The sequence below is a fragment of the Spirosoma koreense genome (genome assembly GCF_054777875.1).
This window is the reverse complement of the sequence record NZ_BAAHAC010000003.1, coordinates 289,220-310,192: the sequence shown is the minus strand read 5'-3', so window position 1 is coordinate 310,192 and position 20,973 is coordinate 289,220. Positions and strand designations below refer to the sequence as shown.

At 48.2% G+C, this 20,973-nt stretch carries 23 protein-coding genes; 9 read left to right on the top strand and 14 right to left on the bottom strand.

The window, feature by feature from the left end; genetic code table 11:
* Positions 1-375: 375 nt before the first annotated feature.
* The 7 genes from ACYVC2_RS04735 to ACYVC2_RS04705 all read right to left on the bottom strand — a co-directional run bounded on the left by ACYVC2_RS04735 (position 376) and on the right by ACYVC2_RS04705 (position 6,812).
* Positions 376-1,080, bottom strand: coding sequence for a hypothetical protein (locus ACYVC2_RS04735; protein WP_461101146.1), 705 nt, complete (start codon positions 1,078-1,080; stop codon positions 376-378).
* Between the two features lie 669 nt (positions 1,081-1,749).
* Positions 1,750-3,240, bottom strand: coding sequence for a serine hydrolase domain-containing protein (locus tag ACYVC2_RS04730; protein WP_461101145.1), 1,491 nt, complete (start codon positions 3,238-3,240; stop codon positions 1,750-1,752).
* Between the two features lie 68 nt (positions 3,241-3,308).
* Positions 3,309-3,884, bottom strand: coding sequence for a Crp/Fnr family transcriptional regulator (locus ACYVC2_RS04725; RefSeq protein WP_461101144.1), 576 nt, complete (start codon positions 3,882-3,884; stop codon positions 3,309-3,311).
* Between the two features lie 93 nt (positions 3,885-3,977).
* Positions 3,978-4,703 carry a LytR/AlgR family response regulator transcription factor gene (locus ACYVC2_RS04720; protein WP_461101143.1) on the bottom strand — a complete coding sequence of 242 codons (726 nt, stop codon included), beginning with the start codon at positions 4,701-4,703 and terminating at the stop codon, positions 3,978-3,980.
* Complete coding sequence (locus ACYVC2_RS04715) at positions 4,697-5,722, bottom strand: sensor histidine kinase (RefSeq protein WP_461101142.1); 1,026 nt, start codon at positions 5,720-5,722, stop codon at positions 4,697-4,699. The genes ACYVC2_RS04720 and ACYVC2_RS04715 overlap by 7 nt, the downstream gene beginning before the upstream one ends.
* A gap of 29 nt (positions 5,723-5,751) precedes the next feature.
* Positions 5,752-6,486: a DUF2306 domain-containing protein gene (locus tag ACYVC2_RS04710; protein ID WP_461101141.1), complete on the bottom strand. Its 735-nt coding sequence runs from the start codon at positions 6,484-6,486 to the stop codon at positions 5,752-5,754.
* Between the two features lie 32 nt (positions 6,487-6,518).
* Positions 6,519-6,812, bottom strand: coding sequence for a hypothetical protein (locus ACYVC2_RS04705; RefSeq protein ID WP_461101140.1), 294 nt, complete (start codon positions 6,810-6,812; stop codon positions 6,519-6,521).
* A gap of 964 nt (positions 6,813-7,776) precedes the next feature.
* On the opposite strand from ACYVC2_RS04705, the gene ACYVC2_RS04700 reads away from it, so the two are divergent.
* The 5 genes from ACYVC2_RS04700 (at position 7,777) to ACYVC2_RS04680 (ending at position 10,676) form a co-directional block, all read left to right on the top strand.
* Positions 7,777-8,511: a hypothetical protein gene (locus ACYVC2_RS04700; protein WP_461101139.1), complete on the top strand. Its 735-nt coding sequence runs from the start codon at positions 7,777-7,779 to the stop codon at positions 8,509-8,511.
* 264 nt (positions 8,512-8,775) lie between these two features.
* The gene (locus tag ACYVC2_RS04695) at positions 8,776-9,624 is read left to right on the top strand and encodes an alpha/beta hydrolase (RefSeq protein ID WP_461101138.1); all 849 of its coding nucleotides are present in this window, start codon (positions 8,776-8,778) and stop codon (positions 9,622-9,624) included.
* A 351-nt stretch (positions 9,625-9,975) separates the two neighbouring features.
* Complete coding sequence (locus ACYVC2_RS04690; RefSeq protein WP_461101137.1) at positions 9,976-10,314, top strand: PadR family transcriptional regulator; 339 nt, start codon at positions 9,976-9,978, stop codon at positions 10,312-10,314.
* 13 nt (positions 10,315-10,327) lie between these two features.
* Positions 10,328-10,486 carry a permease prefix domain 2-containing transporter gene (locus ACYVC2_RS04685; protein ID WP_461101136.1) on the top strand — a complete coding sequence of 53 codons (159 nt, stop codon included), beginning with the start codon at positions 10,328-10,330 and terminating at the stop codon, positions 10,484-10,486.
* 1 nt (position 10,487) lies between these two features.
* A complete protein-coding gene (locus ACYVC2_RS04680; RefSeq protein ID WP_461101135.1) occupies positions 10,488-10,676 on the top strand; it encodes a hypothetical protein in 189 nt (62 codons plus the stop codon).
* On the opposite strand, the gene ACYVC2_RS04675 is transcribed toward ACYVC2_RS04680, so the two are convergent.
* The 4 genes from ACYVC2_RS04675 to ACYVC2_RS04660 form a co-directional block, all read right to left on the bottom strand.
* Complete coding sequence (locus ACYVC2_RS04675) at positions 10,666-11,643, bottom strand: quinone oxidoreductase family protein (protein ID WP_461101134.1); 978 nt, start codon at positions 11,641-11,643, stop codon at positions 10,666-10,668. The genes ACYVC2_RS04680 and ACYVC2_RS04675 overlap by 11 nt on opposite strands.
* 19 nt (positions 11,644-11,662) lie before the next feature.
* Entirely contained in the window at positions 11,663-12,076 is a 414-nt protein-coding gene (locus ACYVC2_RS04670; RefSeq protein ID WP_461101133.1) for a DoxX family protein, read from the bottom strand.
* A gap of 95 nt (positions 12,077-12,171) precedes the next feature.
* Positions 12,172-12,747, bottom strand: a complete 576-nt coding sequence (locus ACYVC2_RS04665; protein WP_461101132.1) for a Crp/Fnr family transcriptional regulator — start codon at positions 12,745-12,747, stop codon at positions 12,172-12,174.
* A gap of 374 nt (positions 12,748-13,121) precedes the next feature.
* On the bottom strand, positions 13,122-13,673 hold the full coding sequence (locus tag ACYVC2_RS04660) for a cupin domain-containing protein (protein WP_461101131.1): 552 nt from the start codon (positions 13,671-13,673) through the stop codon (positions 13,122-13,124).
* A 55-nt stretch (positions 13,674-13,728) separates the two neighbouring features.
* Here ACYVC2_RS04660 and ACYVC2_RS04655 point away from each other — a divergent pair, with 55 nt between their 5' ends.
* From ACYVC2_RS04655 to ACYVC2_RS04645, 3 genes are all read left to right on the top strand, one after another.
* Entirely contained in the window at positions 13,729-14,367 is a 639-nt protein-coding gene (locus ACYVC2_RS04655) for a TetR/AcrR family transcriptional regulator (RefSeq protein ID WP_461101130.1), read from the top strand.
* Positions 14,368-14,525: 158 nt separating this feature from the next.
* Positions 14,526-15,404, top strand: coding sequence for an aldo/keto reductase (locus ACYVC2_RS04650; protein ID WP_461101129.1), 879 nt, complete (start codon positions 14,526-14,528; stop codon positions 15,402-15,404).
* Positions 15,405-15,465: 61 nt separating this feature from the next.
* Positions 15,466-16,293, top strand: coding sequence for a helix-turn-helix domain-containing protein (locus ACYVC2_RS04645; RefSeq protein WP_461101128.1), 828 nt, complete (start codon positions 15,466-15,468; stop codon positions 16,291-16,293).
* A gap of 503 nt (positions 16,294-16,796) precedes the next feature.
* Here the strand turns inward: ACYVC2_RS04645 and ACYVC2_RS04640 are convergent.
* The 3 genes from ACYVC2_RS04640 to ACYVC2_RS04630 all read right to left on the bottom strand — a co-directional run bounded on the left by ACYVC2_RS04640 (position 16,797) and on the right by ACYVC2_RS04630 (position 19,220).
* Positions 16,797-17,627: an NAD-dependent epimerase/dehydratase family protein gene (locus ACYVC2_RS04640; protein ID WP_461101127.1), complete on the bottom strand. Its 831-nt coding sequence runs from the start codon at positions 17,625-17,627 to the stop codon at positions 16,797-16,799.
* 73 nt (positions 17,628-17,700) lie between these two features.
* Complete coding sequence (locus ACYVC2_RS04635) at positions 17,701-18,555, bottom strand: AraC family transcriptional regulator (protein WP_461101126.1); 855 nt, start codon at positions 18,553-18,555, stop codon at positions 17,701-17,703.
* Positions 18,556-18,959: 404 nt separating this feature from the next.
* On the bottom strand, positions 18,960-19,220 hold the full coding sequence (locus tag ACYVC2_RS04630; protein WP_461101125.1) for a hypothetical protein: 261 nt from the start codon (positions 19,218-19,220) through the stop codon (positions 18,960-18,962).
* A 100-nt stretch (positions 19,221-19,320) separates the two neighbouring features.
* On the opposite strand from ACYVC2_RS04630, the gene ACYVC2_RS04625 reads away from it, so the two are divergent.
* Positions 19,321-20,184 (top strand): SDR family oxidoreductase, encoded by an 864-nt coding sequence (locus ACYVC2_RS04625; protein ID WP_461101124.1) that lies wholly within the window; start codon positions 19,321-19,323, stop codon positions 20,182-20,184.
* The last annotated feature ends 789 nt before the right edge of the window (positions 20,185-20,973 follow it).

The window sequence follows — 20,973 nt, the reverse complement described above, 5'->3', positions numbered from 1 at the left end:
GCCAACGGCCGGACAGATTTACAACTGCAGCCAGCCGTCGAATCACCTGGTTAGTCAGTGCCCACAGTTACAAGCAACTAAACCAAAGGCTCGTATTGATATACGGGCCTTTTTAGATAGAGCTTTTGACAGACTAAACAGCAATTGTCAATCCATTTAGAGGAGCCGTTCACGCAGGTAACTTTTCTGTTACCATGGGCGTGAACTTTCTGCTGAAAAGTAACCGCAAGAACGCTTTTTCATTTCACTCCATACTGACCCACCAGACGGCTAAACAATTCCTTGTAAACGAGTTTCACCGGTTGAAAGTGAGTTGGCTTGAATTGTATCTGCGTATACACAACTTAATCGGGTAAATGTGGAAGGTCAGCTCTATTACTTTCCCAGTTCATCATCAACTTTTTTGAGAAGGTTTATAGCGACCTTTTTAGTAAGAACAAAAATATTTATAGTCTCTTTCTTATACATGGCGTTCGCTAAAAGTAAATTCCTTAATTTTTTTAGTCTTAATGCGGTAATCTTTTCTTGCGAAGAAACGACATTTAATGAATCAATTACGACGGGAAAATAGATACTCATCTCTGGAATTACCTGTGTCATCGTATGAGTTTCATCTACTTTACACCATTCCGCACAATAAGGTATCGTTGAGGTATAATAAGATAAGAATAACGTTTTCAAGGAATCATTTTTGATCAAATTTGTATGCGCTGCCTGTCTGATTTCCTCATAAGCCATTTGATTTGGTTTAAAAACCAGATAACTGGCGGCATGGTCAATATGAAAACCAATACTATCTTTTATTTCTGAACCGGATTTAAAATAAGTCAATTTATCGATGCTATTTATTAATTCACCACCATGCTTTATCATAAACGTCAATTTCAGCGTATCTTCTGCTAAATTTTTCCTTAAAACCGTTAAATGTTTTTTTACTGTTTCGTCGTCTCTCCTATTTTCTCTCCACTCATCGAAGAAGAAAGAAATTGATATCCCAATGAAAATGACAAGAATCTCGGAAATGTATTTTTCAAGAATAGCTTTAAAAGGGTGCTTTGCTTCTCTTCCTTCAACATCCATAAAAATTGTGTTTGGCTAATCAGTTAAGAGTCTCGTGGTTTAAAATAGTTTTGCGGTTTTTAAACCAAATCATATCCGCTAATTCGACTTGTTAGTTTTCACCCAGCCGCCAGGTTTGCTACCTGTGATAAACACCGAGGTTTAGTCTCACCTTCCTGACTAAAAAGAAGATCTCTCATGGGGAGGCCGGTCGAATTAATCACCCAATTCCCATAGGGAGTGATGGATAAGGATGCAAGATAGCTGAACACAACCCACCGTCGGCCTCTCCCCTGTTTGCATAGACTATAAAATTGTAACTTACTACTGGTCAATCGTCAGTTGAAAAGACCATTTAACAAGGCTTCCAGGTTTGTCTGCCCACGACAGCCTACCAATCGTTCAGGGGAATTTAAAACCGACTCGAACGGGGTGCTCTTAGGTGAAGCGGCCATGAAACTAATCGCCTACCAAAATCCGATTGGCAAAAACGATTAGCCTGGGCGGTCAGGGGCTGTTTGAGCACTCAAGTCATTTGGTCCTAAACAAACCGAGCCGAAACGCCCTCGGGAGTGAGGTTAAACCCAATTCGGACAAAGGGAGTATACTCATCTTCATTGGCCGCAGCAACTACTTAGCCTTTCAAGGATACTGAGGTTTCACGCAACATCGCTGACCAATTTCATGCGCTCAGACCTCAACCTGTTCTTGAGTCGGATAAGAGCGCTTGCCGCCGTAGAGCCAGACGACACGGCTGATAACGATAACCAGATTCAATAACGCGATCAGACCTACCCCCAGCAAGACATCGGGCATCATCAGAAAGATCCGTTCCCAATTTAACACCCGTCCACTTAGTACCGTTAGGAGCGACGGAATAAACAAGCACAGCATAAAGAAAAGGAAGCGAAGCCCTAAAAAAAACCAGGATCGCCAGACAGGACGTTGCGTGTATTTTTGATGCCAGTCAGTAAGTCTAAAAAGCTGCCGGATGGCTAGACCAATGCACAACACCAAAATAAATCCGACACAAATAGGCAACACCCAATCGGGAAACGCAGGTAGCTCCGGCTCCTGACCGGCCAGCATATTGGCGACACCCCGCAGAAAGGAATTATAATCGATATAGGGATTAAGGCCACTGTTGAAGAGCATCACAATGCCGTACCCGTCTTTGGTGAGTAAAAGCTGTTCGGCACTGTAGGTCCATAGAATGCCGCTGTGGTACAGACTTGAATCAGGCCCCACAATCCAGCCCATGCCGTAATGCATCGGCGTTTTAGAAGGAGGGGCATGCATTAGGGTCATGGATGGCTGACTCAGCAATTGCGTTCTACCCACTCGTCCATGCGCCAGTTGCAGACGGAGCCAGTGCGCCATATCGGCCACCGTAGAACACATTCCGGCCGCTCCCTCCACAAACCAATCCGGCTCTTGCATGGCCAGCGGTTTGCCCAACACGAAAATGTGTCCCTTCCCGATTCGATCAGACCCCGAATAAAACGACTTCGTAGCCGACACATCCCGGGTTTGTCTCATGTGCAAAGGTCTGAAAATGTGGTTCTGCAAATAAGCAGCGAAGGGCTCATGACTGACCGACTCCACAAGCTGGGCCAGTAGTCGGTAGTTGGGGTTATGGTAATGAAACTGCTTGCCCGGCTCACTGACCAGGCGAGCCCCTTTGAGCTGAGCCGTTGCTTCCCCCAACGTAGCGGGTTGCTGGTGAAACGCTAATTCGGGAAAACCCGTATCGGCCAGCCCGCTGGTTTGATGCAATACGTGTCGAACCGTTATGGACTGGCCCCGGTTGTCCTCCGTGGCAAAAGAAGGAAGGTACTGAACTACGGGCGCATCAAGCGAAATTCGGTTCATATCAACCAACTGCATAATGGCCATGGCCGTAAAGGCTTTGCTTAGCGAAGCAATGGCAAAGGGGGTATTGGCCGTAACCGGCGCGTTCGTGCTGGTGACCCCATACCCTTTCGACAACAGCAATGTATCGTTATGAACAACGGCAATGGCCAAGCCCGGAACGCTGCTTTTGGCCAGCCGTGCCTGAAGATACTGATCTATTTTGTCGGCCATCGATTGGGCATGAGTAGCCCGAATGGAAAACCCAAAGAACAGAAGCAAGGCGAAAGCCGCTGGTCCTGACAGATTCCTCTGAGAGATGTGAAGCATCGTATGGAAGTTTAACCCGGCAAAAATCCAACGCCAGGGGCTATCATCCATTTACATAGGTAAAGAAATCAGCCTGGTGTCTGTTTCTTTCTGATGCGGCTGAGCTGGGTTGGGGTAATGCCCAAATACGAGGCAATGTGATACTGGGGAATCTGCTGTTCCAATCCTGGGTAGTTTTGCTGAAAAAGCCGGTAGCGACTTTCCGCATCCAACAGCACGATTTCAATTTCTTTCCGTTCTTTCTCAACGAAGTATCGTTCGGCAAACCGGCGCCCGACACGCTCTAAATCAGGACACGTATCATACAGAGCGGTGAAGGTCTGGTAGTTCGCTTGCAGCAGTTGGCAGTCGGTTAAGGCCTGCTGACTAATCTGATTCGGTTTGCCGGTAATCAGGGACGTATAGCCGCCAGCAATGGAAGGAGCGACAAAGAAATGCTTGTTGTATTCGGACCCCTGTTTATCTCGATAAAACCCGCGAATTACCCCAGACTGGACAAAGGCAAACTGAGTGGCCAGCTGACCTTCTTCAATAAAATAATTCCCCTTTTTCAATTTAGTTTGGGTGAAAAGAGGCTTCACTCGCTGCCAGGTTAACTCACTGATGGGCGAAAGTGTGAAGAGAAATTGTTTTAGGGTAGTCAACGTTGTGTCGGGCAAGAGTTGCAAAAACGAACCTACCTAAGTGGAGCCTGAGAAACAAGTACAATCGATCCTGGCTTTGGCGATCGACCCATTCTACTCGGAATGACCACCCGAACCCCGAAGAATTCGGGTGATGTTTTCTTTGTAGAAGTCACCCACAGGGATCTCCTTGTCTCCGATACACACTACATCCCGTTTGACGGTTGTAATTTTTCGCACAGACACGAGATAAGACTTATGCGTACGAACAAAGGCCGACGCAGGCAATCTTTCTTCCATCGCTTTGATAGACAGGCGGGTCAGCACGGGTTTAGACCTCGAGGATAGGTAAATCTTGATATAGTCTCCTAACCCCTCGATGTAGGTAATATCGGATGCTCCAATTTTCACCTGGCTATATTCGACAGGAACAAAAAAATCGGCCGGTTCCTCAGCGGATGCGGGCATTACTCCCTGTTGGAGGCCAAACAACTCATGCGCCCGGTTGCAGGCTTTCAGGAAACGCTCGAAACGGAAGGGTTTGACCAGGTAATCGACGACCTGTAAGCTATACCCTTCCAGCGCATACTGTTCATAGGCCGTTACCAGAATGGTCAGAGGGGGCTTGCTCAACGCCTGAAGAAACTCAAGACCAGTTAGACGAGGCAGCTGAATGTCCAGAAAAATCAAGTCGATGGGTTCGGTTTGCAGGATGGTTGTCGCTTCCAGCGCATGTTTACAGGTGGCTACCAATTCCAAAAAAGGAATCTGCCGAATCGTATCTTCCAGCAGCTCACGAACCAGCGGCTCATCATCAATGACCAGACAACGCATCAGCATAAAGACAGAGTTAAGGTAACATCAAACCAGTTATGGGTATTAGTAATGAGTAACGTATGAGTACTGGGATAGAGCAGGGCCAACCGCGCCCGCAGATTTGCCAGTCCGATGCCCCGATTTGTTTCGGCATGAGCCACCGATTCAGCCTCGAATCGGTTCCGCACGGTAAACAACAACTCCTTCTTTTGTACCGACAGCTGGATGTGAATCTGGGCATTTTCAATCACACTAACCCCATGTTTAAAGGCATTTTCGACCAATGGGATCAGTAGCATCGGTTCAATTTGATAAGGATAATCAGCCGGATCGACCTCAATCTGACACGTAATGTGTACCTCCTGGCCAAACCGGAGTTTCTGTAAGTTGATGTAGCTGTTGAGGTAATCCAGTTCCTGGTGAAGGGTGATTTTTCGCCCCTGCACATCATAGAGCATATACCGCATCAGCTCAGAGAGCATCAGCAGAGATGGTTCCAGCTGATCGGATTGCTGGCGGGCTAACGAAACCAGATTGGTTAATACATTGAACAAAAAATGGGGACTGACCTGCGAGCGAAGAAACGTTAACTCGGCCCTGAGTTGCTCGGCCTGCTGTTTGGTTTGCTGCTGCTCGGCTTGTTGCTGATTGAGGATGCTGCGATAGACCATACTCAGAAAGAAAAAAGCCACCGAAGGGCCAAAGATAAATTTAGCCGCATTGGCCTCTCCCTGAACAGTCGGAAACCAACTCACCAGCAGTTGATACTTTAGCCGAAACGAGAGAAGAATAAGGCCAACGCCAGCCACCAGGTACAACCACCAGTAACGCCGGTTCAACAGGCGGGGATACAGAAAATAAGCATTGCTATAGAAAATGGCTAAGTGAATCAGGCCGGTCAGCGTGAAAAACAGACCCGGTATTACGCCTATTTTATAGTCGTTGGCAGCCGTCGAGACTACGTAAGGAAGCAGCAGGTAGGTGCTCCAGAGCAAGATATGGAACCCAACGAAGATAAATCGGGACGGGAGAATCGAGTTCATTTGAGGGATACGACGGAGGAAACGTTCGGCTAGTAGGGCAACGAATTGGGTCTTACGGGCGAACTGCGGGTGTGGTTTATCCAAACTTCAGCTCCGATTAAGTGGCCCACAAAACCAATCCAGAACCCGGTACCAAAAAAATCAGCCAGTGCCAGGCCCGTCCAGGGGCTGGCAGCAAACAACAGTGCGATAACCAGCCGGATGGTCGCCACCGCCAGCCCAATGGCATACACCCGAATCATCCACTCCCGATGCAAGATTACGTTGCCTTGCCGGATAGAGCGAAATCCCTGATAGAGCGCCACCAGAAAAAAGAGGGAAAACAACGTGGTGGCCGCTGCCTGGCTGAACCCGCCAATGGCTGGCACCACGAAGCTCATCCACAGCGCGGTTATACCAATCAAGCTACTGGCGACCAGAAAAATGCGACCGCTCCATCGATGCCAATTCGGGTGACGACGGCGAATACCAAGGCTAAACTGAACCGGTCCCAATCCGATAAAAAGCAAAGCTGGCAGTATGTGAATCAGGGTTAGCAGGGGATACTGCCCAAAAATAGCGTCCAATTTTCCGAATGGGGAAGCCGGCCTGGCCGTAGTCACCGTTGATTGATACCCACTGACCAGCGTCGGCCACAGTGCAACGGTTCGCCGGATGACGATGCCTATCCCAATAAGTGACAGCAGCGTTAACAGGCCATAGCCGATGAAAAGCCTTCCCTTTGAGGAACGCACGTTGTTTTTCGACGGAACAGTTATTTTCATCTTAGTATAATAAGTAGTCGTGAGGTAGCGGGTTAAAACTGATTCAACAGTGTGCTCAGGTTGAGGCTTTTGGTATCCTGGTCAATGCTCAACTGGTAGAGCGCTTTCTTATGCGGGCCATCGACCCCAAACCGATAGATTCCAGGGGCAAGGTGGCTTATGTTGATGAGACCAGCGTGCTCTTTTTCTTTCGACTGTTTTTTGTAGATATAATGGAATGAATCGTCGGCGATGGTTATCAGCAGTTGTTCACCAGCCGGATTTCGGTAAGAAAGCAGTAGCTGACCAGGATTGACAACGGTCAGATTGACAATCGGTCGATTCAAACCAACGGGTACAGGCACCCTATTTTCGGGATCTGACCTTGGATTTTTGCTAGGCGAAATCGCTATCCATTGGTTACTAGCCAGTAAGTCATATGATTTTATCTGATTAGCCACCAGGTTACGATTCACCAATCGCGTTAATAGGTCGTCAAATTGGCGTACGGTACGTTTAGATAATTTGATATAGCGGTCTTTGATTTTTTCCTGATAGAGTAATTCATGCCAGCTCGTATAAAAGCTAACGTATGTCATGCGCGTCGCATAGTCCGTGTATACTCGCCAATAGCCCTGGGTTGACTCTGCGCTTTGTGGTTGCGTGTAAGAGTCTGACTGACCTGTTGCCTTACTTTTAGTCAGGAGCAACGAGCCAATCAGTAGGCTTCTCAGGAGCCAGCAAAGGGGTAAGGGCTGAACAATTGACATCGTCTTCGCGGATAAAAATGAAACCAATGAGCCAGTAAGTAACAGCAGGCCCCCAAGGATAGAAATCGGGCTACGGTTAATTAAAAACGAAGATATAGGACGGAAAGCAGGGCCTGTAGATGAATCGACAAACGGACAACATGTGTTGGTCAACCGGGTAAATGAAGCAACTTTCTTATACAGTGAAGGGTAAACATTGGGCAGCGCCTTTATTATAAATAATTGGTCGGATAGACAGGGGCTTACTAAGCCCTCTAAGTCGGTTGACCAGACCAAGTCTGAATGTTAAGCCCTGGTTGAGTCAATTACGTTGATTAAGCGCTCATTGTGCTCGGTACTATTCTTAAGCTCAGGTAAGAAAACGAGCCTTTTAAGTCACACTTGTTAGCGCAAAGCAACCCTTCCCGATGTAAGCGACCGGACGCCTTCTCTGAGAATAAGTAATTTACGTGCTTGCCACTAAAAAGCCATTTACGCCTTCCATGTAATATGTATTACATGGTACCTTGCATAATCTTTTTCTTGCGCAGAAAAGAGCATCATGACACCTAAAATTGACACCCCCGCTACAACTGATTTTTGGTTTCCCGGACGCTGGATTGGGGGAACATCGCTGATTATAGCCCCCATACTTCTGCTGGTAGCCGAGCTCCTACGAGTCCAATTTGAATTTTTCTTTCCTCAACAACTTAAAGCCTATGACCAACATCCTGTTCGTCTAATGACTGCTTACAGCCTTTTTCTGGCAGGTAATATTCTCCTGTGGCCCGCAGTCCTGACCTTAGTTAAACGGGTCGGACAGAAAGAGCCGGCCTGGGCACTCTGGGGAGGCACATTCGTCATGTTAGGGCTATTCGCCCGCACGTTTCACTATGGAATCAATCATTTAGCCTTTCAACTCGTTAAGGTTCAAAATCTACAATTGGCCACCAAAGCCATTGCAGACGCTTATGGCGCTTTCCACATTGTATCCACTTTGTCAGCAGCCATCATGTTTGGCTGGGTAATCCTGGCGATTGGGACCTATCGATCAGGTGTGCTGGGTCTGGTTGGTTCCCTTGGCTTAGGTCTGATGTCAGCTTTAATGCTGGGTGTGCTCAAAGGAGCTTCGTCCGTATCTGTCTTGGCCACGACGGGTCTTTGTGTAGCTCTCTTCCCGCTGGGGAAACAAGTCTTGATGGATGGCCCCTTACCCAAAAGCCGAACGATTCTGAGTTGGTCTTTACTCATCCTGGGGTTAGTGACTCTTATGTACTTTTTCGGACAAGCAGGCTAATCAACAGAAGGGTGGTTGTATCGTATCAATTTCTTTAAACGCCCCATTTAAGAAGTAGATGCACGGTGTTCCATCGTTCAGGCTAGAGCATTTTCTGAGAATGTTTCTGCTTTATGATAGTTGAAAAGTGTCCAGAGAGGTCACTCCAGCTCAAATCTTATTCAGCTCGTTAAAAAAGCTTAAACAACCCTACTGCAGTAGGGCTGAAGAGACGGATGTTATTTCTTTGAGAGGGTATACCATGTGCGTTTATCCAGTAGCCCTATGCGTCCGACAAAAATTACTCTATACCTACTCTGCATCGCTTTGTATAGCTGTCATTCTACGAGCAACATTGTTAACCAGCCAGCAGCCGGCACCCCCGCTCAGGCAACCTATTCAAAAACGGTAAACGATTCGTTGTATGTGCAGACCCAGCTCCCGTTGGAGTATGACGACAGCCTGGGCAAACACTATCCGGTTGTCGTAATCCTAGATGGCAACTTTCATTTTCCCATGTTGGCTGCGAGCGTACACCAATACGAAAAAGCGGGACTATTATCCCCCCTTATACTAGTGGGGGTTGGCTATAAATCGTTCAAAGACATGGACTCCCTTCGCGTAAGAGACTATTTGTATCCAGCCGCTTTACCGTCCGACGAACTGAAAGCCCCCGGTGGCGGTGAGCCGTTCAGGCAGTTCCTAAGCCAGGAATTACTACCCTCTATTGACTCAGCCTATCGAACTACCTCCCAAAACAGAACGCTGCTCGGTCATTCGTTTGGGGGCTACTTCGCCTTGTATACGTTATTAAGCCAGACCAAACATAAGACCCATGACTTTCAAAACTTCGTGGCTGCCAGTCCTTCTCTATGGTACCATAATTTTTATCTAAACCAGTTGCCTACTCAACTTAGCACGTTAAGCCAGGCCGATTCAGTACGGCTGTTTTTATCCGTTGGCGGCCAGGAAAACCCACAGTGGGATATAAAGCCCGTTCAGGCTTTAACTACCTCTATTAAGCAAACGAGCAAGCTTGGCCTGGCAGGCGGAGTGTACAATCAACTCGGGCACATGGATACGGGTCAGCTGAGCTTTCTGAAAGGTCTGCAGTATTTTTATCATTCACGTTAACAAGCAATCCTTTATCCTATCAGCCTCCCAATTAAGCAGCCGAGACCGAAAGCTCCTGCGTCTCAGGTAGGAGCGATTTTTGAGAATGGTATTTTGGCAAATGCGTTGTAGAAATCGCAATCCGAATCGGATCAGAAACTAAGGATCTATCCTCTTTCTACGCCTTCGGTGCTGTACCCTTTTCACAACTCCTGTAAGAACCAGGAGCTGTCCAGTCACGGACGGAGGCTTGTCCGTTTCTGGACAGTGTCGCCTGGCTTTTTCTTGTTCTATTGCCGTAAAAAGCCTTTTTAAATTTCGGCACCTGATTTGATCTAAGATATTATATCTAATTGATTAGAACAATTGTCCATGAAAAAGACGGTATTAGGCGAACTCGAAGAGTTAGTCCTGCTGGTGGTGGCCGCTAGCGCCGAGGATGTGTATGGGGTGCCCGTTCTGGAAGAACTCCAACGCCAAACTGGGCGTAGCTTCACCATCAGTGCTGTCCATACTACCCTCTATCGACTCGAAGAAAAAGGATTTCTGCTCTCTTCGGTAGGTGGAGCAACAACTGAGCGTGGCGGACGCAGCAAGCGGCTATTCGCCCTGACAGCGGAAGGGGGAAAAGTCTTACAGGAGATTCAGCAGATGCGCTCCCGGCTTTGGGAAGCGATCCCACAGGGCAAGCTTCATTTGTTAGGCCTTTAAGTTTTCTACAGCCATGATTCGCAAGCGACCGTCTGCCCAACCTGAACGGCCCGCCCCACCGCGCTGGGCCGACCGTCTACTGGAATGGTTGGTGGCTGCCCACCTGCTGGAGTATGTGCAGGGCGACTTGCATGGAACTGTCGTCAAGCCCATTAACGGCCGTTTGGAATAATATGGGTGGTTTCAGTTGGAAAGGCAAAGACCCTGAAGCAGCCGACGATTTTGCCATTACGGATGTTTCGTATGGGTTCGGCCAACTGGTAGGTTGGCCGCTTGTTGCTGGTCGGGATTTTTCCAAAGCGTTTGTCACCGACAGCAGTCCACATACGTTCAAAACCGCCTGTCCAAGCGTTAATTCATAGTGATAACGAGTCGCTTACCATCCGGGATGGCTACGTTGTAGATGGATTCAATTTCGGATAAATCTACCCTAACCGTATTCACCTTAAGAACTCCGTCAGCCGCCAATTGAAACATTTCAGGCAGGATTTCCTCAAACAGTGTAGCCACATCTTGCCGCGTCCAACTCCCCAGACCTGAGCCCGATAGTTGAAGATTAACACTCCGCAAATTTTCAGCCGATAGCTGTACTTTATCCCCGGTGACGCTACCGATCGAGACAAAACGTACTGGATGAGTAAAAGCTCCTTTACCTTTTAGCGAAGCCAGGAGCAATTCAGCCGAATGACCCCATAAGTAATCGATGATCACATCAATCGGCGTACTTCGGTGAATGGCGCGGATTTGAGCCAAATAGTCTTCATCGCTCTGATTCAGGGAAACAATCTCATCAGCGCCTAAGCTCAACAATTCCTGCAAGGAGTTGGGATTGCGCCCCGTGGCAATCACTTTTTTAGCGCCATAATAGTTGGCAATCTGCACGGCAACCCGGCCTGTAAAGCCTGTGGCGCCATTGATCAGAACTACATTGCCGGGCTGAATACCTGCCCGGAAGCGTAACCCCATAGCCGCCCCAATTACACCATTAGGCAAGGCCGCTGCCGTGGCATCATCTAGCCCATCAGGCAGGAGAACCATACGGTTTTTTTCTACAATGGCTTGCTGGGCGACCATGCCACTCACACCTATCGCATAGACGCGGGTACCATCGGCCAACAGGCCCACTCCATCGCCCCCAATGACCTTTGCCTGAGTGGCCTGCTGAGCATCGGCGGAGTAATGATTGCCACTCGCCTGACCGCGGTCAATATGCTTAATCGCAGCCGCCTTAACGGTCATCATTACTTCATCCTCGTTCGTGACAACGGGACTGGGAACCTCCGCGTAACGCGGGCCATCCCCTTTTTGATACATAATGGCAGCTTTCATAGCGTGTCAATTTTATGGGTTAAACCAGGGCCGTCAAAACGCCCATAGCTGTTGTTTTAGTGATCGATTTGATTGGTTGTAAGCGGTGGTAGCTGACATAAGAAACCAACACCAACCCCAAAGCCAGCAGAGCCGAAGCCGACTCGCGGAAGGAATCACCGGATGCGAGATGGGCAATAAAGCCTGATAGTACGGTGATGACAAAGCCAGCGTAGGCCCATTCTTTGGCCCTCCCTTTTAGCTTAGGCAGCACCAGCACGATTACACCAAGTAGTTTAGCCACGGCCAACTCGATGCGGAAATAGTCGGGAAAACCAAAGTGAACACACAGGCGTCGGGCTTCTTCCGAGGTTAGATACGCATAGGCGTTGCCCAGCATCCACAGACAGAACAGGGTTGTCGCCACCCAATAGAGCATCGTTAGTCGTTTCATTGTATCGCTTATTTTGCTTGTTGCTGATACAAAAGTAGAGGGGCCGTAGCCCCTCCGACGATAACATTTGTTATCAAATACGTTTGCTGCCTTTCCTATTTTGTCCGGGCGATTCTGGCTTTGATCCGGCTGAGATGAACGCTGCTCACGCCGAGGTAGGAAGCAATATAATGCTGAGGGACGCGCTGGACGATATGCGGGTTTTGAGTCAGCAGCTTTTCATAGCGCTCCTGGGGTGTATCCCGGATAAAAGAAAGAAAATGCTTCATGTAATCCAGGGTACGCCCAAATAAAGCCTCCAGAATTTGGCTCCTCATAGCCGGTATGACACTGACTTCTTCAAGAATTTTGTCCACACTGGTTTTGTCAATCCACCACAAGGTACAGGGCTCAATCGTTTCAATGTAAAATAAGCTTGGACTACTGGTTCTGAAGCTTTCAATGGAAGAGACGGTCCTGTTTTCAAAAAAGAACTGGAAGGTGATATCCTCCCCTTTGTTGTTGAACCAAACACGCAGGCATCCTTTTTCGATTAGATACGCTTTGCGGGAAATATCACCTTCTCGAAGCAGAATGGTCTTGGCCGGTACATGGATCGGTTGGAAGTAACTGATATACTCTTCCCATTTTTCGGGCAACAAGGGGAAATTTTTTCTGAATTTCTCGAACATAATGGATTCGCTAATCTGACGATTAAGAATGGCTGCCGTAAAATAACTAAACGATGAGTCGGTTTTACCAGCTGTTTACCGCAGTTAGGCTATAAACGGTCGACAGTATGTTTTAAAGTGGAGAAGTCATGCGTAGTTTTGAACAAACACCAGCTCGAAAAACGCCCTATTGAAGCAATAGACCCATTGCGTTCCTTGGTCTCAGCCGGGAGGGAATTTTAGAAATACAAAACCGTTGGCGACCAACGGTTTTTGAAAGTAACCAAATGTCAGGCGAAGTCGAGGCTGCTACACCAGCAACCCACACACTTAAAGGATCAGACCCATCTATCCAATCGATGCCTCAACGGCTAAACGCCTAGCAAACAGCAACACTATATCAATGGAGCAGGCGCATCCACAAAGTGCTTGTACTTCCCCAAAAGTCGACCCATCCTATACGTGAGGGGAATAATCACCCTTTTAACAAAAACGGGAATATCGGCCATATCATATTCCGAGGCATAGCGAGTTAGCAGAAAAGCCGCATCGAAGGCTTCGGGTTGCGCCTTTCCAGATTTGTTTTGAGCAGCATAGATGGCTGATAAATAATAAACAATGCTATTGGCGGGTTGAATCCATCCCTGGCAGATCAGCGGATCCTCACCAGCATTCCAGAATCGGTGAGGAGTGCCGCGTTTAAACAGCACACTTTCGCCAGCATGAGCGTATTGCTCTTCCTGGCCCAGCACCTGATAGGCCAGTTTGCCTGATACGACCGTCAGTTGCTCGTCCTGCTTAAAATGGGTATGCATGGGTGGCCCTGATTGGGGAGCAACCTGATTTTCAACCAGCACTTTATCGCCAGCCGGGCTTGTCTCGACAGAGAGAAAAGTAAGCGTTTCTCCCAGGCAGTTTTGAATGGTGTGAGGATATGAAATGGTCATTTCTTTGTTTGTTTTTACAAACTTATTAGTTTAGGACATTGTCCTAAAGTGTACTATGACCAGAGAAGCGAAAATTGTGGTTAAAGCGTTAGAAATGTTCAATGAACGGGGAATTGAATACGTTGGACTGCGAGAGATAGCCGCTGCGCTGGGCATTCGGGTGGGCAACATAACCTACTACTTTCCGACTAAAGACGATCTGGTGAACCGGTTAGCCCAAGATCTATCAACATTCAACGAACGCATTGGGGTCGATGAGCCGCTTAGTTTGTTTTCATTTCTGGAACGGTTTCGAATCATTTTTACTCATCATGTTCAATACCGCTGCCTGCTGCTGAGTATCGTACACCTGATGGAACAGAATAAGGTGCTGTCGGAACGCTATAAAGAAACGGAAAAGAAGCGGTATACTTCGATCATAGCCAACCTGTTAAGCCTACAGGAGTCGGCTTATCTGGTCCGGGAAGCCGATATTGATTTATTGGTGTCGGTTTGTACACTAACTGCCCGCTTCTGGATTTCGGAGGCTAGTGTAACGTTTCGCCACTTAAATCCGCCTGAACAGATCAGGCACTATGTTACACTGCTGGCTAAACTGATTCTACCCTACGCGACGGAGAAAGGCAAAGGGGATATTCAACGTTTTTTGGCAATTCTCAACTCGGTCAGTAGTGAAGCTAAACGTGCTTTTTGATTGCCGGAGGGGGCATTGGTTGGCGCCTGTATTAGTCCTGACATCACCGGACACCTTATAAGAATATGTATGGACTTTAGAGCAAAGTAAAGTTGGGCTTTAAAACAAACCCTACCATTGGATAGCCGCCTACTTTTGTCTTATTAAAATCGTTGAAAATGAGACAAAACAACACCATCATGATTGGGGCTGATACACGCAGCCCGTTGCTTGCCCAAAGACCCGGTTATGGAACTATGCGCCTGACAGGCCCTGATTTTTGGGGTGAGCCACAAGATCGGACCACGGCTATCGAATTACTTCGGAAGGCCGTTGAGCTTGGCGTCAATTTTTTCGATACCGCTGATTTTTACGGGCCTGGAGTAACCAACAAATTACTGGCAGAAGCCTTGTACCCGTATGCTGATGATTTGATAATCGCTACAAAAGTTGGCGCCCAAAGGGGACATGATAAAAGCTGGTTGCCTTACGGCAAGCCTGACGAGTTAAGAGCGAGCGTGGAAAACAATCTGAAAGAACTGAAAGTGGAGCAGCTTTCCTTAGTGCATTTCGGGATGGCCGCCACCAACTCAGGGGAGTATGAGGAAGGATTTGCCACTATGCTCGCCCTGCAACAAGCGGGAAAAATCCGGCATATTGGCTTATCGAACGCTTCCGTTGATCAATTCAACACGGCTATCCGAATGGGTAAAGTGGCCAGTGTTGAAAATATGTACAGCTATACGCAGCGGGTAACCGATCCGAACAGCCCCTATGGATTTCAAGGGGGTGAGGTATTGCCATTATGCGAAAAGCATCAGATACCGTTTATTCCTTTTTTTTCACTTGAGACCTCTTTGCCGGCTGGCCCAAACAAAATGAAAGAGTTGGCTGATGCAAAAGGGGTATCCGAAGCGCAGCTCAATATTGCCTGGTTGCTTCATCAATCGCCCTGGGTGCTCCCTATCCCCGGGACAACGTCGATTCAGCATTTGGTAGAAAATATAAAGGCTGCCGACATCTCCTTATCGGCAGAAGAGCTAGCCTATTTAGGATAAGGAGATGAATTGAAAGGGCTTCGAAAGCCCTTTCTACGCTGACTTTTGTACATTTGATGAGATGGCACAAAAACAACAAAACAAATATGCCGATATTGTTCTGTCCTGCCTGGAGGATCAATATCTGAAAAGAGAAATCATTCTGGACCACCATTCCCTGGTGAAAATAATCTCTGGTGAAATGAACGTGACTCAGGCCGATAATACCCATACGTTTGTCGCCGGTGATACGCTGTTGCTCCCCAGAAATCAGCTTGCCATGATTACCAAGAAGCCCCGCGACGGGCGGTTTTTCAAGTCCGTAATGATGACGTTTACAACCAAACGGTTGAAGCAGTTTTATACGAATGATCGCTTTGAACCCCTCAAACCACACACCCACAAAATCCGGGCCTTTCAAAAACATCCGTTGTTAGACAGTGTTTTTGCTTCTTTGGACCCCTATTTTGACTTGGCGAGCGAATTGCCTGAACACATTATCGCCCTAAAGCTTGGCGAGACCATCGCCATCCTGCGTACGTTGGACAGCGAGATCGATGATCTCTTGTCCGATTTTTCCGATCCAGGTAAAATTGACCTGGCCGATTTTATGGAAAAACATTTCATGTACAATCTGACGATGACCAAGTTTGGCCAGTTGACCGGGCGTAGCCTGAGTACGTTCAAGCGTGATTTTCAGAAAGCTTTTCATACTACGCCCCAAAAGTGGCTAACGCAAAAAAGATTAGCGCTTGCTCATTACCAACTGGCTGAAAAACAACGGCATCCAGCAGATATATATCTTGAAGCCGGTTTTGAAAACCTGTCCCATTTTTCTTTTGCGTTCAAGAAGTACTACGGTTACCCACCGACGGCGGCATTGGGCCAATCGTATGATGCCCGTTCTTAACCTGATCAGGAAAGAAGCCTATACATGACTTTTCTTTCGCCTTCAGCAAGGAGCATTTAATGAGATTGGTGAGACATTAATTAATTGTATCGCTCATCCTTCATTTTTTACCAAATGACAAATGCCGTCGTTCTGTTTAAAGTGACCTTTGCGTGTGGTTTAACGCAATGACCTAAATAGCAAAGACAGTTTTAGTGACAGGGGCTTCATTAGGCATCGGGCCGACAAGGTTAATCGGATCAGCGTAATGATGTCTGAAGATGCAACAGTACGTTATCTTAAGTTCCTGTCTGAATTCCCGAATGTAGCGAATAGAGCTCCTCTATCTTGCCTAGCCTCTTGCCTTAGCATTACCCAGTCGTCTCTGAGCCGGAAACGAAGAAATATCCAATAGCTCTATTATTAATGTCGATTAATTGAGCGTTTTCGTCAGATAAAAATAGAGTAGGCAGATAGGTGTTTGGCGCAGTTTGTCCTCTCCCTCCTCCCCCTTTAGAAGTAAATCACATGATATTCTCCTGCACAGCCTGATAAACCGTCCGTACTGAAGCTTGAAAGCCCAGACGACGGGCCAGCGAACTATCGCTAACCAGGTGCCAAGGATTCAGGAGCGGCTCGGAGGAGGATGCCAGTGGCTCACCGACCAGTTGCGCTAATTCGTAAATCGACATTGGAGCTTCATCGGAGATATTGACGATTCGCCTGTCCATCGTACCCGCTAAAGCCAGGTGCATTGCTAAAGCGATGTCGCGGTGGTGGATGGTACTCATCCGCATAGCGGGGTGCCAGTTGCCCGCAATCGCATAGTTCGGTAGCGCTTCCAGATGGCCGTCCCCCTCACCGTAAACAAAGGGGAACCGCAGGACGACCCAATTCAACCCACTTTCGCGCAGCTCCTGTTCAGCCGCCACCTTGCTGGCAGGGTAGGCTTGTTGGGGAGCGACCTGGTCATCTTCCCGGCCCGGATGCGGATTAGCTGCGTTGTAAACGTTGGTTGTACTCGCCAGAATAAAACGGGCGCCGGGTGCATACGCTTTCACCGCATTGATCAGGTTACGTGTGCCCTCCAGATTGCTCTTCCAAATCAGATCCGTGTCTTGGGTGCGAAACACCGCTGCCAGATGAATAATGGCGGATACATCCTGTATAGCCTCGGTGAGCGATGTAGAATTGAATAGATCGCCTTCTATAACCGACACACCGGCCGGAACACGCTTTCCGGTTCGCACCAGAGCCCGGCAGTCCATGCCTGCATCGACAAGACGCCGGAGCAGGCGCTCGCCTACCAAACCGGTCACACCGGTTACCAATATTTTACCTACCTGTCTGTTCATAGCCTAGCTGATTTATGATCGGAACAAAGCTCGACAGTGCGCCGTCGACAGTGCCGGACAAAAGCCGACAGGTTCAGGACAAATCCTGGAAAAACTCAGCAACCGTTTTACCGGTGACCTTTTTAAACAAGCGGGAAAAATAGTCAGGGTCATTAAAACCGAGTTCAAAAGCTAGTTCCTTGACCGAAGACCGCTCTCCATAGTACATCCGGCGCCGGGCTTCCAGGATGAGTCGATTGGTCACATATTCTTTTGGTGAGAGCCCCGAATACTGTTTAACCAGCTGATATAAACTATCTGTACTAAGAGCAAGTTCCTGGGCAATATCCTTGATGGCCGGGTGATCGGTCAGGTTGTTTTCGACAAATACTTTGAAACCGATGTATTTGGCAAGTCGGTCATCGGCTGGCTTTCGCTCACCGGCAAAATAAGCCGCATTAATTTCCGTCAGGAGGCTATTTAGATGCGCTAAGATGAGTTCAGGATCTGTATCCGAAGCCGTTAATAACCCCTGGAGTAGTTCAAAGATCGTTTGAAGTCTGTTAGCGGCAAGCGGTGAAAACCTTATTTTTTGCTGATTGAGCGGATTCAGCAGGAACGGGTATTGCCTGGGTAATCGGGACAGGCATTGGTCATCAAAGCCCAATTTAAAATAATTGTTCCCGTGTGGGGCGAAGGCTAGCTGTTGAATCTGGTGCGGCAGGGAGAAAAGTAGCTCATATTTTCCAACGTCCACTGTTTCCCCATCAACGCCATACTGAGTGGAGCCATCCAGAACAAACAGCAGGAAGTAGTACGGTAAGCGGTGGGTAAGCCCATAGTTTTCTCTGGCCTCTGGGGCCACATGGCCAAAATTCGGAGAAACGATCCGAATTGGCAGTTGGTTATTTTGGCTGAAATTTTCTGGTAACGAATGGGTACTGGGCATACCTATTGACTGCCGAACATGAATGAATCAAACATACTTTTCTAACCTATGGAAAGCAACCAGGGCCAGATATAGCAGGGTGTAAAGTTTACCCTCAACAACACTGAATACAAATAAGTGTCTCACATAGCGGCCGAAATGAGGCATTACCTGAACTCCTTCCGTCTCAAGTGAGAGCGTTTATGAGAGAGGTTAGGGGATGATCAACAAACTATTTAGGTGGGTATATCGATGGCTTATCATCAAAAAGAACGCTCAAATCCAGATTTGAGTAGAATGGTATGCAGTTTCAGACAAGTTGAGTCCAAAAACCAGGAGCAAGATCGTTCTCTCTTACACTATTGGTTTTCTGTGCCGCGTATAGCACCACCCGACCCTTAAGTCTTCCGATGGAAAGAAGCTGCTCAATAGCATTGTCCGGGGACTAAATACTTAATGGCATTGAACAATTCCTTACCATTCGGAAAATAATTCGAGCCAAACCCATCTTGTTGTGGCTGCAGGGGACTAGTAGGGTAGCCATGCCCCTGTATATGCACATGCAGGCTTGGAAGATCAGTTTGTGGTCGTTTACTGAGATCAACAATGAGCAGGGTCCATTTATCCCCCAGCACATCGAGCGCTGTGCTGATGAGCCATGTAGACCGCTGTTTTAGTCCTCTCATAAAAACAATTCATTATTTACTTGCTTTTTGCAAGTATCTCTACCTACCTTTGAACTTGCAAATCGCAAGTAAATAGACACGGATTTTTAGTTTTTCTAACATGATTCTTGTAACTGGAGCCACTGGTGGATTAGGCCACCAAACCATCGACTTTTTGCTCACTACTACCCCGGCTGCAGAAATAGCCGCCCTAGTGCGCGATGTCAGCAAAGCTACCGACCTTCTAAAGCACGGGGTAGACGTGCGGCAAGCCGACTACTTCGACTACCCCGCGCTGGTGCAAGCCTTTCGGGGCATCGAGAAGGTGCTGCTGGTTTCGGCCGTGGCCTTTACCGACCGGGTGCGCCAGCACCGCAACGTCATCGATGCCGCTCAGCAAGCCGGGGTGAAGCATCTGTTTTACACCAGCATTCAGCGAAGCACAAATTTCGTGCTGCCCGAGGTCACCGAAAGCGACCTAGCCACGGAAGCCTACCTTAAAGCGTCCGGGCTGACATACACCATTCTCAAAAACGGCTACTATTTTGAAGGCCTTGGGTTACTGATTGGGAGCAAGGTGCCTGATACCGAGATCCGTTTCCCGGCGGGAGAAGGCAAGATAGCGTTCGTTAAGCGGACCGAACTGGCTGCCGCCACGGCCGCCCTGCTGACCAGCGAAGGGCATGAGGCTCAGGAATATACTCTGACCGGGAGCGAAGCCTATTCATTTCACGATATCGCCCGGGAACTCTCCGCGCTAGCGGGTCGGCCCATCGCTTACAAAAGTAGCGAGCTGGCACCCTACATCGCGCAGAAAGTAGCCGCCGGCTTCCCCGAAGGCGTCGCCCACTTCTTGGCCCAGTGGGGTGCCGCCACCAAAGACGGCATGCTAGCCGGGACGGATGATACCGTCGAGCGTCTGCTGGGCCGCAAGCCAACATCGCTGCGGGAGTACCTGAAAACGGCTTATTTCCCAGGTATTTAACCGCTTATAGGAGCGGGCAATACCGCTGTATCAATTTATCCAGGCCAGTGACTTCCCACGGGAGCTCACTGGCTTGATTTCAGCCTGGCCATCCCCAGTTGTTTCCGCTTTCTGACAAGCGATTTGGCTCCTCCCTCAAGCACCCACCATACCCCCATACCAATCAGTTTTATCGGGTGCGGCCATGTTCTAAGCGCTGGCCGCAAAGATGGTAACGGCGGGTAAGCGCGTTATCCCCAGCAATCAGCGACAGCCCGGCTCCCTTACCGGCTACGTTGCCGAACTGGGCCCGTTGCTTTCGGCGGCCACTACAGTGGCTCAAGCTAAGGTGATGTTCCAGCCCCTGTGCTGGGAAAATATCGGCTTAGCCCTGCCAGGTCTGCCCAACTCAGCTGTTTATCAATGCCATAGCTTAGGTCTTTAGGCACCAATACACCGATGTTTACAGTTGAATGCTGCTACGCATCAGAAGACGGGTAATGAATGAGGTGTCTTAGTGGGAGGAGGGTTAGTTGAGATAAGTAGCCAGCGGTTAGAAAGCCTTTTTGAACCTAATGAAACGGAGGGTGAATTGACATGTACAGACGTGGAGCCACTGATGCCATCCTGTAAACTCCAGTCGTGTTTAGCCCATTATTAGGTGTCCATATTTGAATATAAACTGTCCATAAGTGGACAAGATGATCCCTAAAATAAAGGCCGATCGTATCCATAAAGCCTAGGTTGACCCGTACATTAGCTTGGCAAATGATTTGTAGAAGATGAACTAGACGACCCGAAACGATTCCA

Coding starts and splice junctions, on each gene's coding strand:
- ACYVC2_RS04735 (WP_461101146.1), bottom strand. CDS start 1,080: ATGGATGTTGAAGGAAGAGAAGCAAAGCACCCTTTTAAAGCTATTCTT.
- ACYVC2_RS04730 (WP_461101145.1), bottom strand. CDS start 3,240: ATGCTTCACATCTCTCAGAGGAATCTGTCAGGACCAGCGGCTTTCGCC.
- ACYVC2_RS04720 (WP_461101143.1), bottom strand. CDS start 4,703: ATGCTGATGCGTTGTCTGGTCATTGATGATGAGCCGCTGGTTCGTGAG.
- ACYVC2_RS04715 (WP_461101142.1), bottom strand. CDS start 5,722: ATGAACTCGATTCTCCCGTCCCGATTTATCTTCGTTGGGTTCCATATC.
- ACYVC2_RS04710 (WP_461101141.1), bottom strand. CDS start 6,486: ATGAAAATAACTGTTCCGTCGAAAAACAACGTGCGTTCCTCAAAGGGA.
- ACYVC2_RS04700 (WP_461101139.1), top strand. CDS start 7,777: ATGACACCTAAAATTGACACCCCCGCTACAACTGATTTTTGGTTTCCC.
- ACYVC2_RS04695 (WP_461101138.1), top strand. CDS start 8,776: ATGCGTCCGACAAAAATTACTCTATACCTACTCTGCATCGCTTTGTAT.
- ACYVC2_RS04690 (WP_461101137.1), top strand. CDS start 9,976: ATGAAAAAGACGGTATTAGGCGAACTCGAAGAGTTAGTCCTGCTGGTG.
- ACYVC2_RS04685 (WP_461101136.1), top strand. CDS start 10,328: ATGATTCGCAAGCGACCGTCTGCCCAACCTGAACGGCCCGCCCCACCG.
- ACYVC2_RS04680 (WP_461101135.1), top strand. CDS start 10,488: ATGGGTGGTTTCAGTTGGAAAGGCAAAGACCCTGAAGCAGCCGACGAT.
- ACYVC2_RS04675 (WP_461101134.1), bottom strand. CDS start 11,643: ATGAAAGCTGCCATTATGTATCAAAAAGGGGATGGCCCGCGTTACGCG.
- ACYVC2_RS04670 (WP_461101133.1), bottom strand. CDS start 12,076: ATGAAACGACTAACGATGCTCTATTGGGTGGCGACAACCCTGTTCTGT.
- ACYVC2_RS04665 (WP_461101132.1), bottom strand. CDS start 12,747: ATGTTCGAGAAATTCAGAAAAAATTTCCCCTTGTTGCCCGAAAAATGG.
- ACYVC2_RS04660 (WP_461101131.1), bottom strand. CDS start 13,673: ATGACCATTTCATATCCTCACACCATTCAAAACTGCCTGGGAGAAACG.
- ACYVC2_RS04655 (WP_461101130.1), top strand. CDS start 13,729: ATGACCAGAGAAGCGAAAATTGTGGTTAAAGCGTTAGAAATGTTCAAT.
- ACYVC2_RS04650 (WP_461101129.1), top strand. CDS start 14,526: ATGAGACAAAACAACACCATCATGATTGGGGCTGATACACGCAGCCCG.
- ACYVC2_RS04645 (WP_461101128.1), top strand. CDS start 15,466: ATGGCACAAAAACAACAAAACAAATATGCCGATATTGTTCTGTCCTGC.
- ACYVC2_RS04640 (WP_461101127.1), bottom strand. CDS start 17,627: ATGAACAGACAGGTAGGTAAAATATTGGTAACCGGTGTGACCGGTTTG.
- ACYVC2_RS04635 (WP_461101126.1), bottom strand. CDS start 18,555: ATGCCCAGTACCCATTCGTTACCAGAAAATTTCAGCCAAAATAACCAA.
- ACYVC2_RS04630 (WP_461101125.1), bottom strand. CDS start 19,220: ATGAGAGGACTAAAACAGCGGTCTACATGGCTCATCAGCACAGCGCTC.
- ACYVC2_RS04625 (WP_461101124.1), top strand. CDS start 19,321: ATGATTCTTGTAACTGGAGCCACTGGTGGATTAGGCCACCAAACCATC.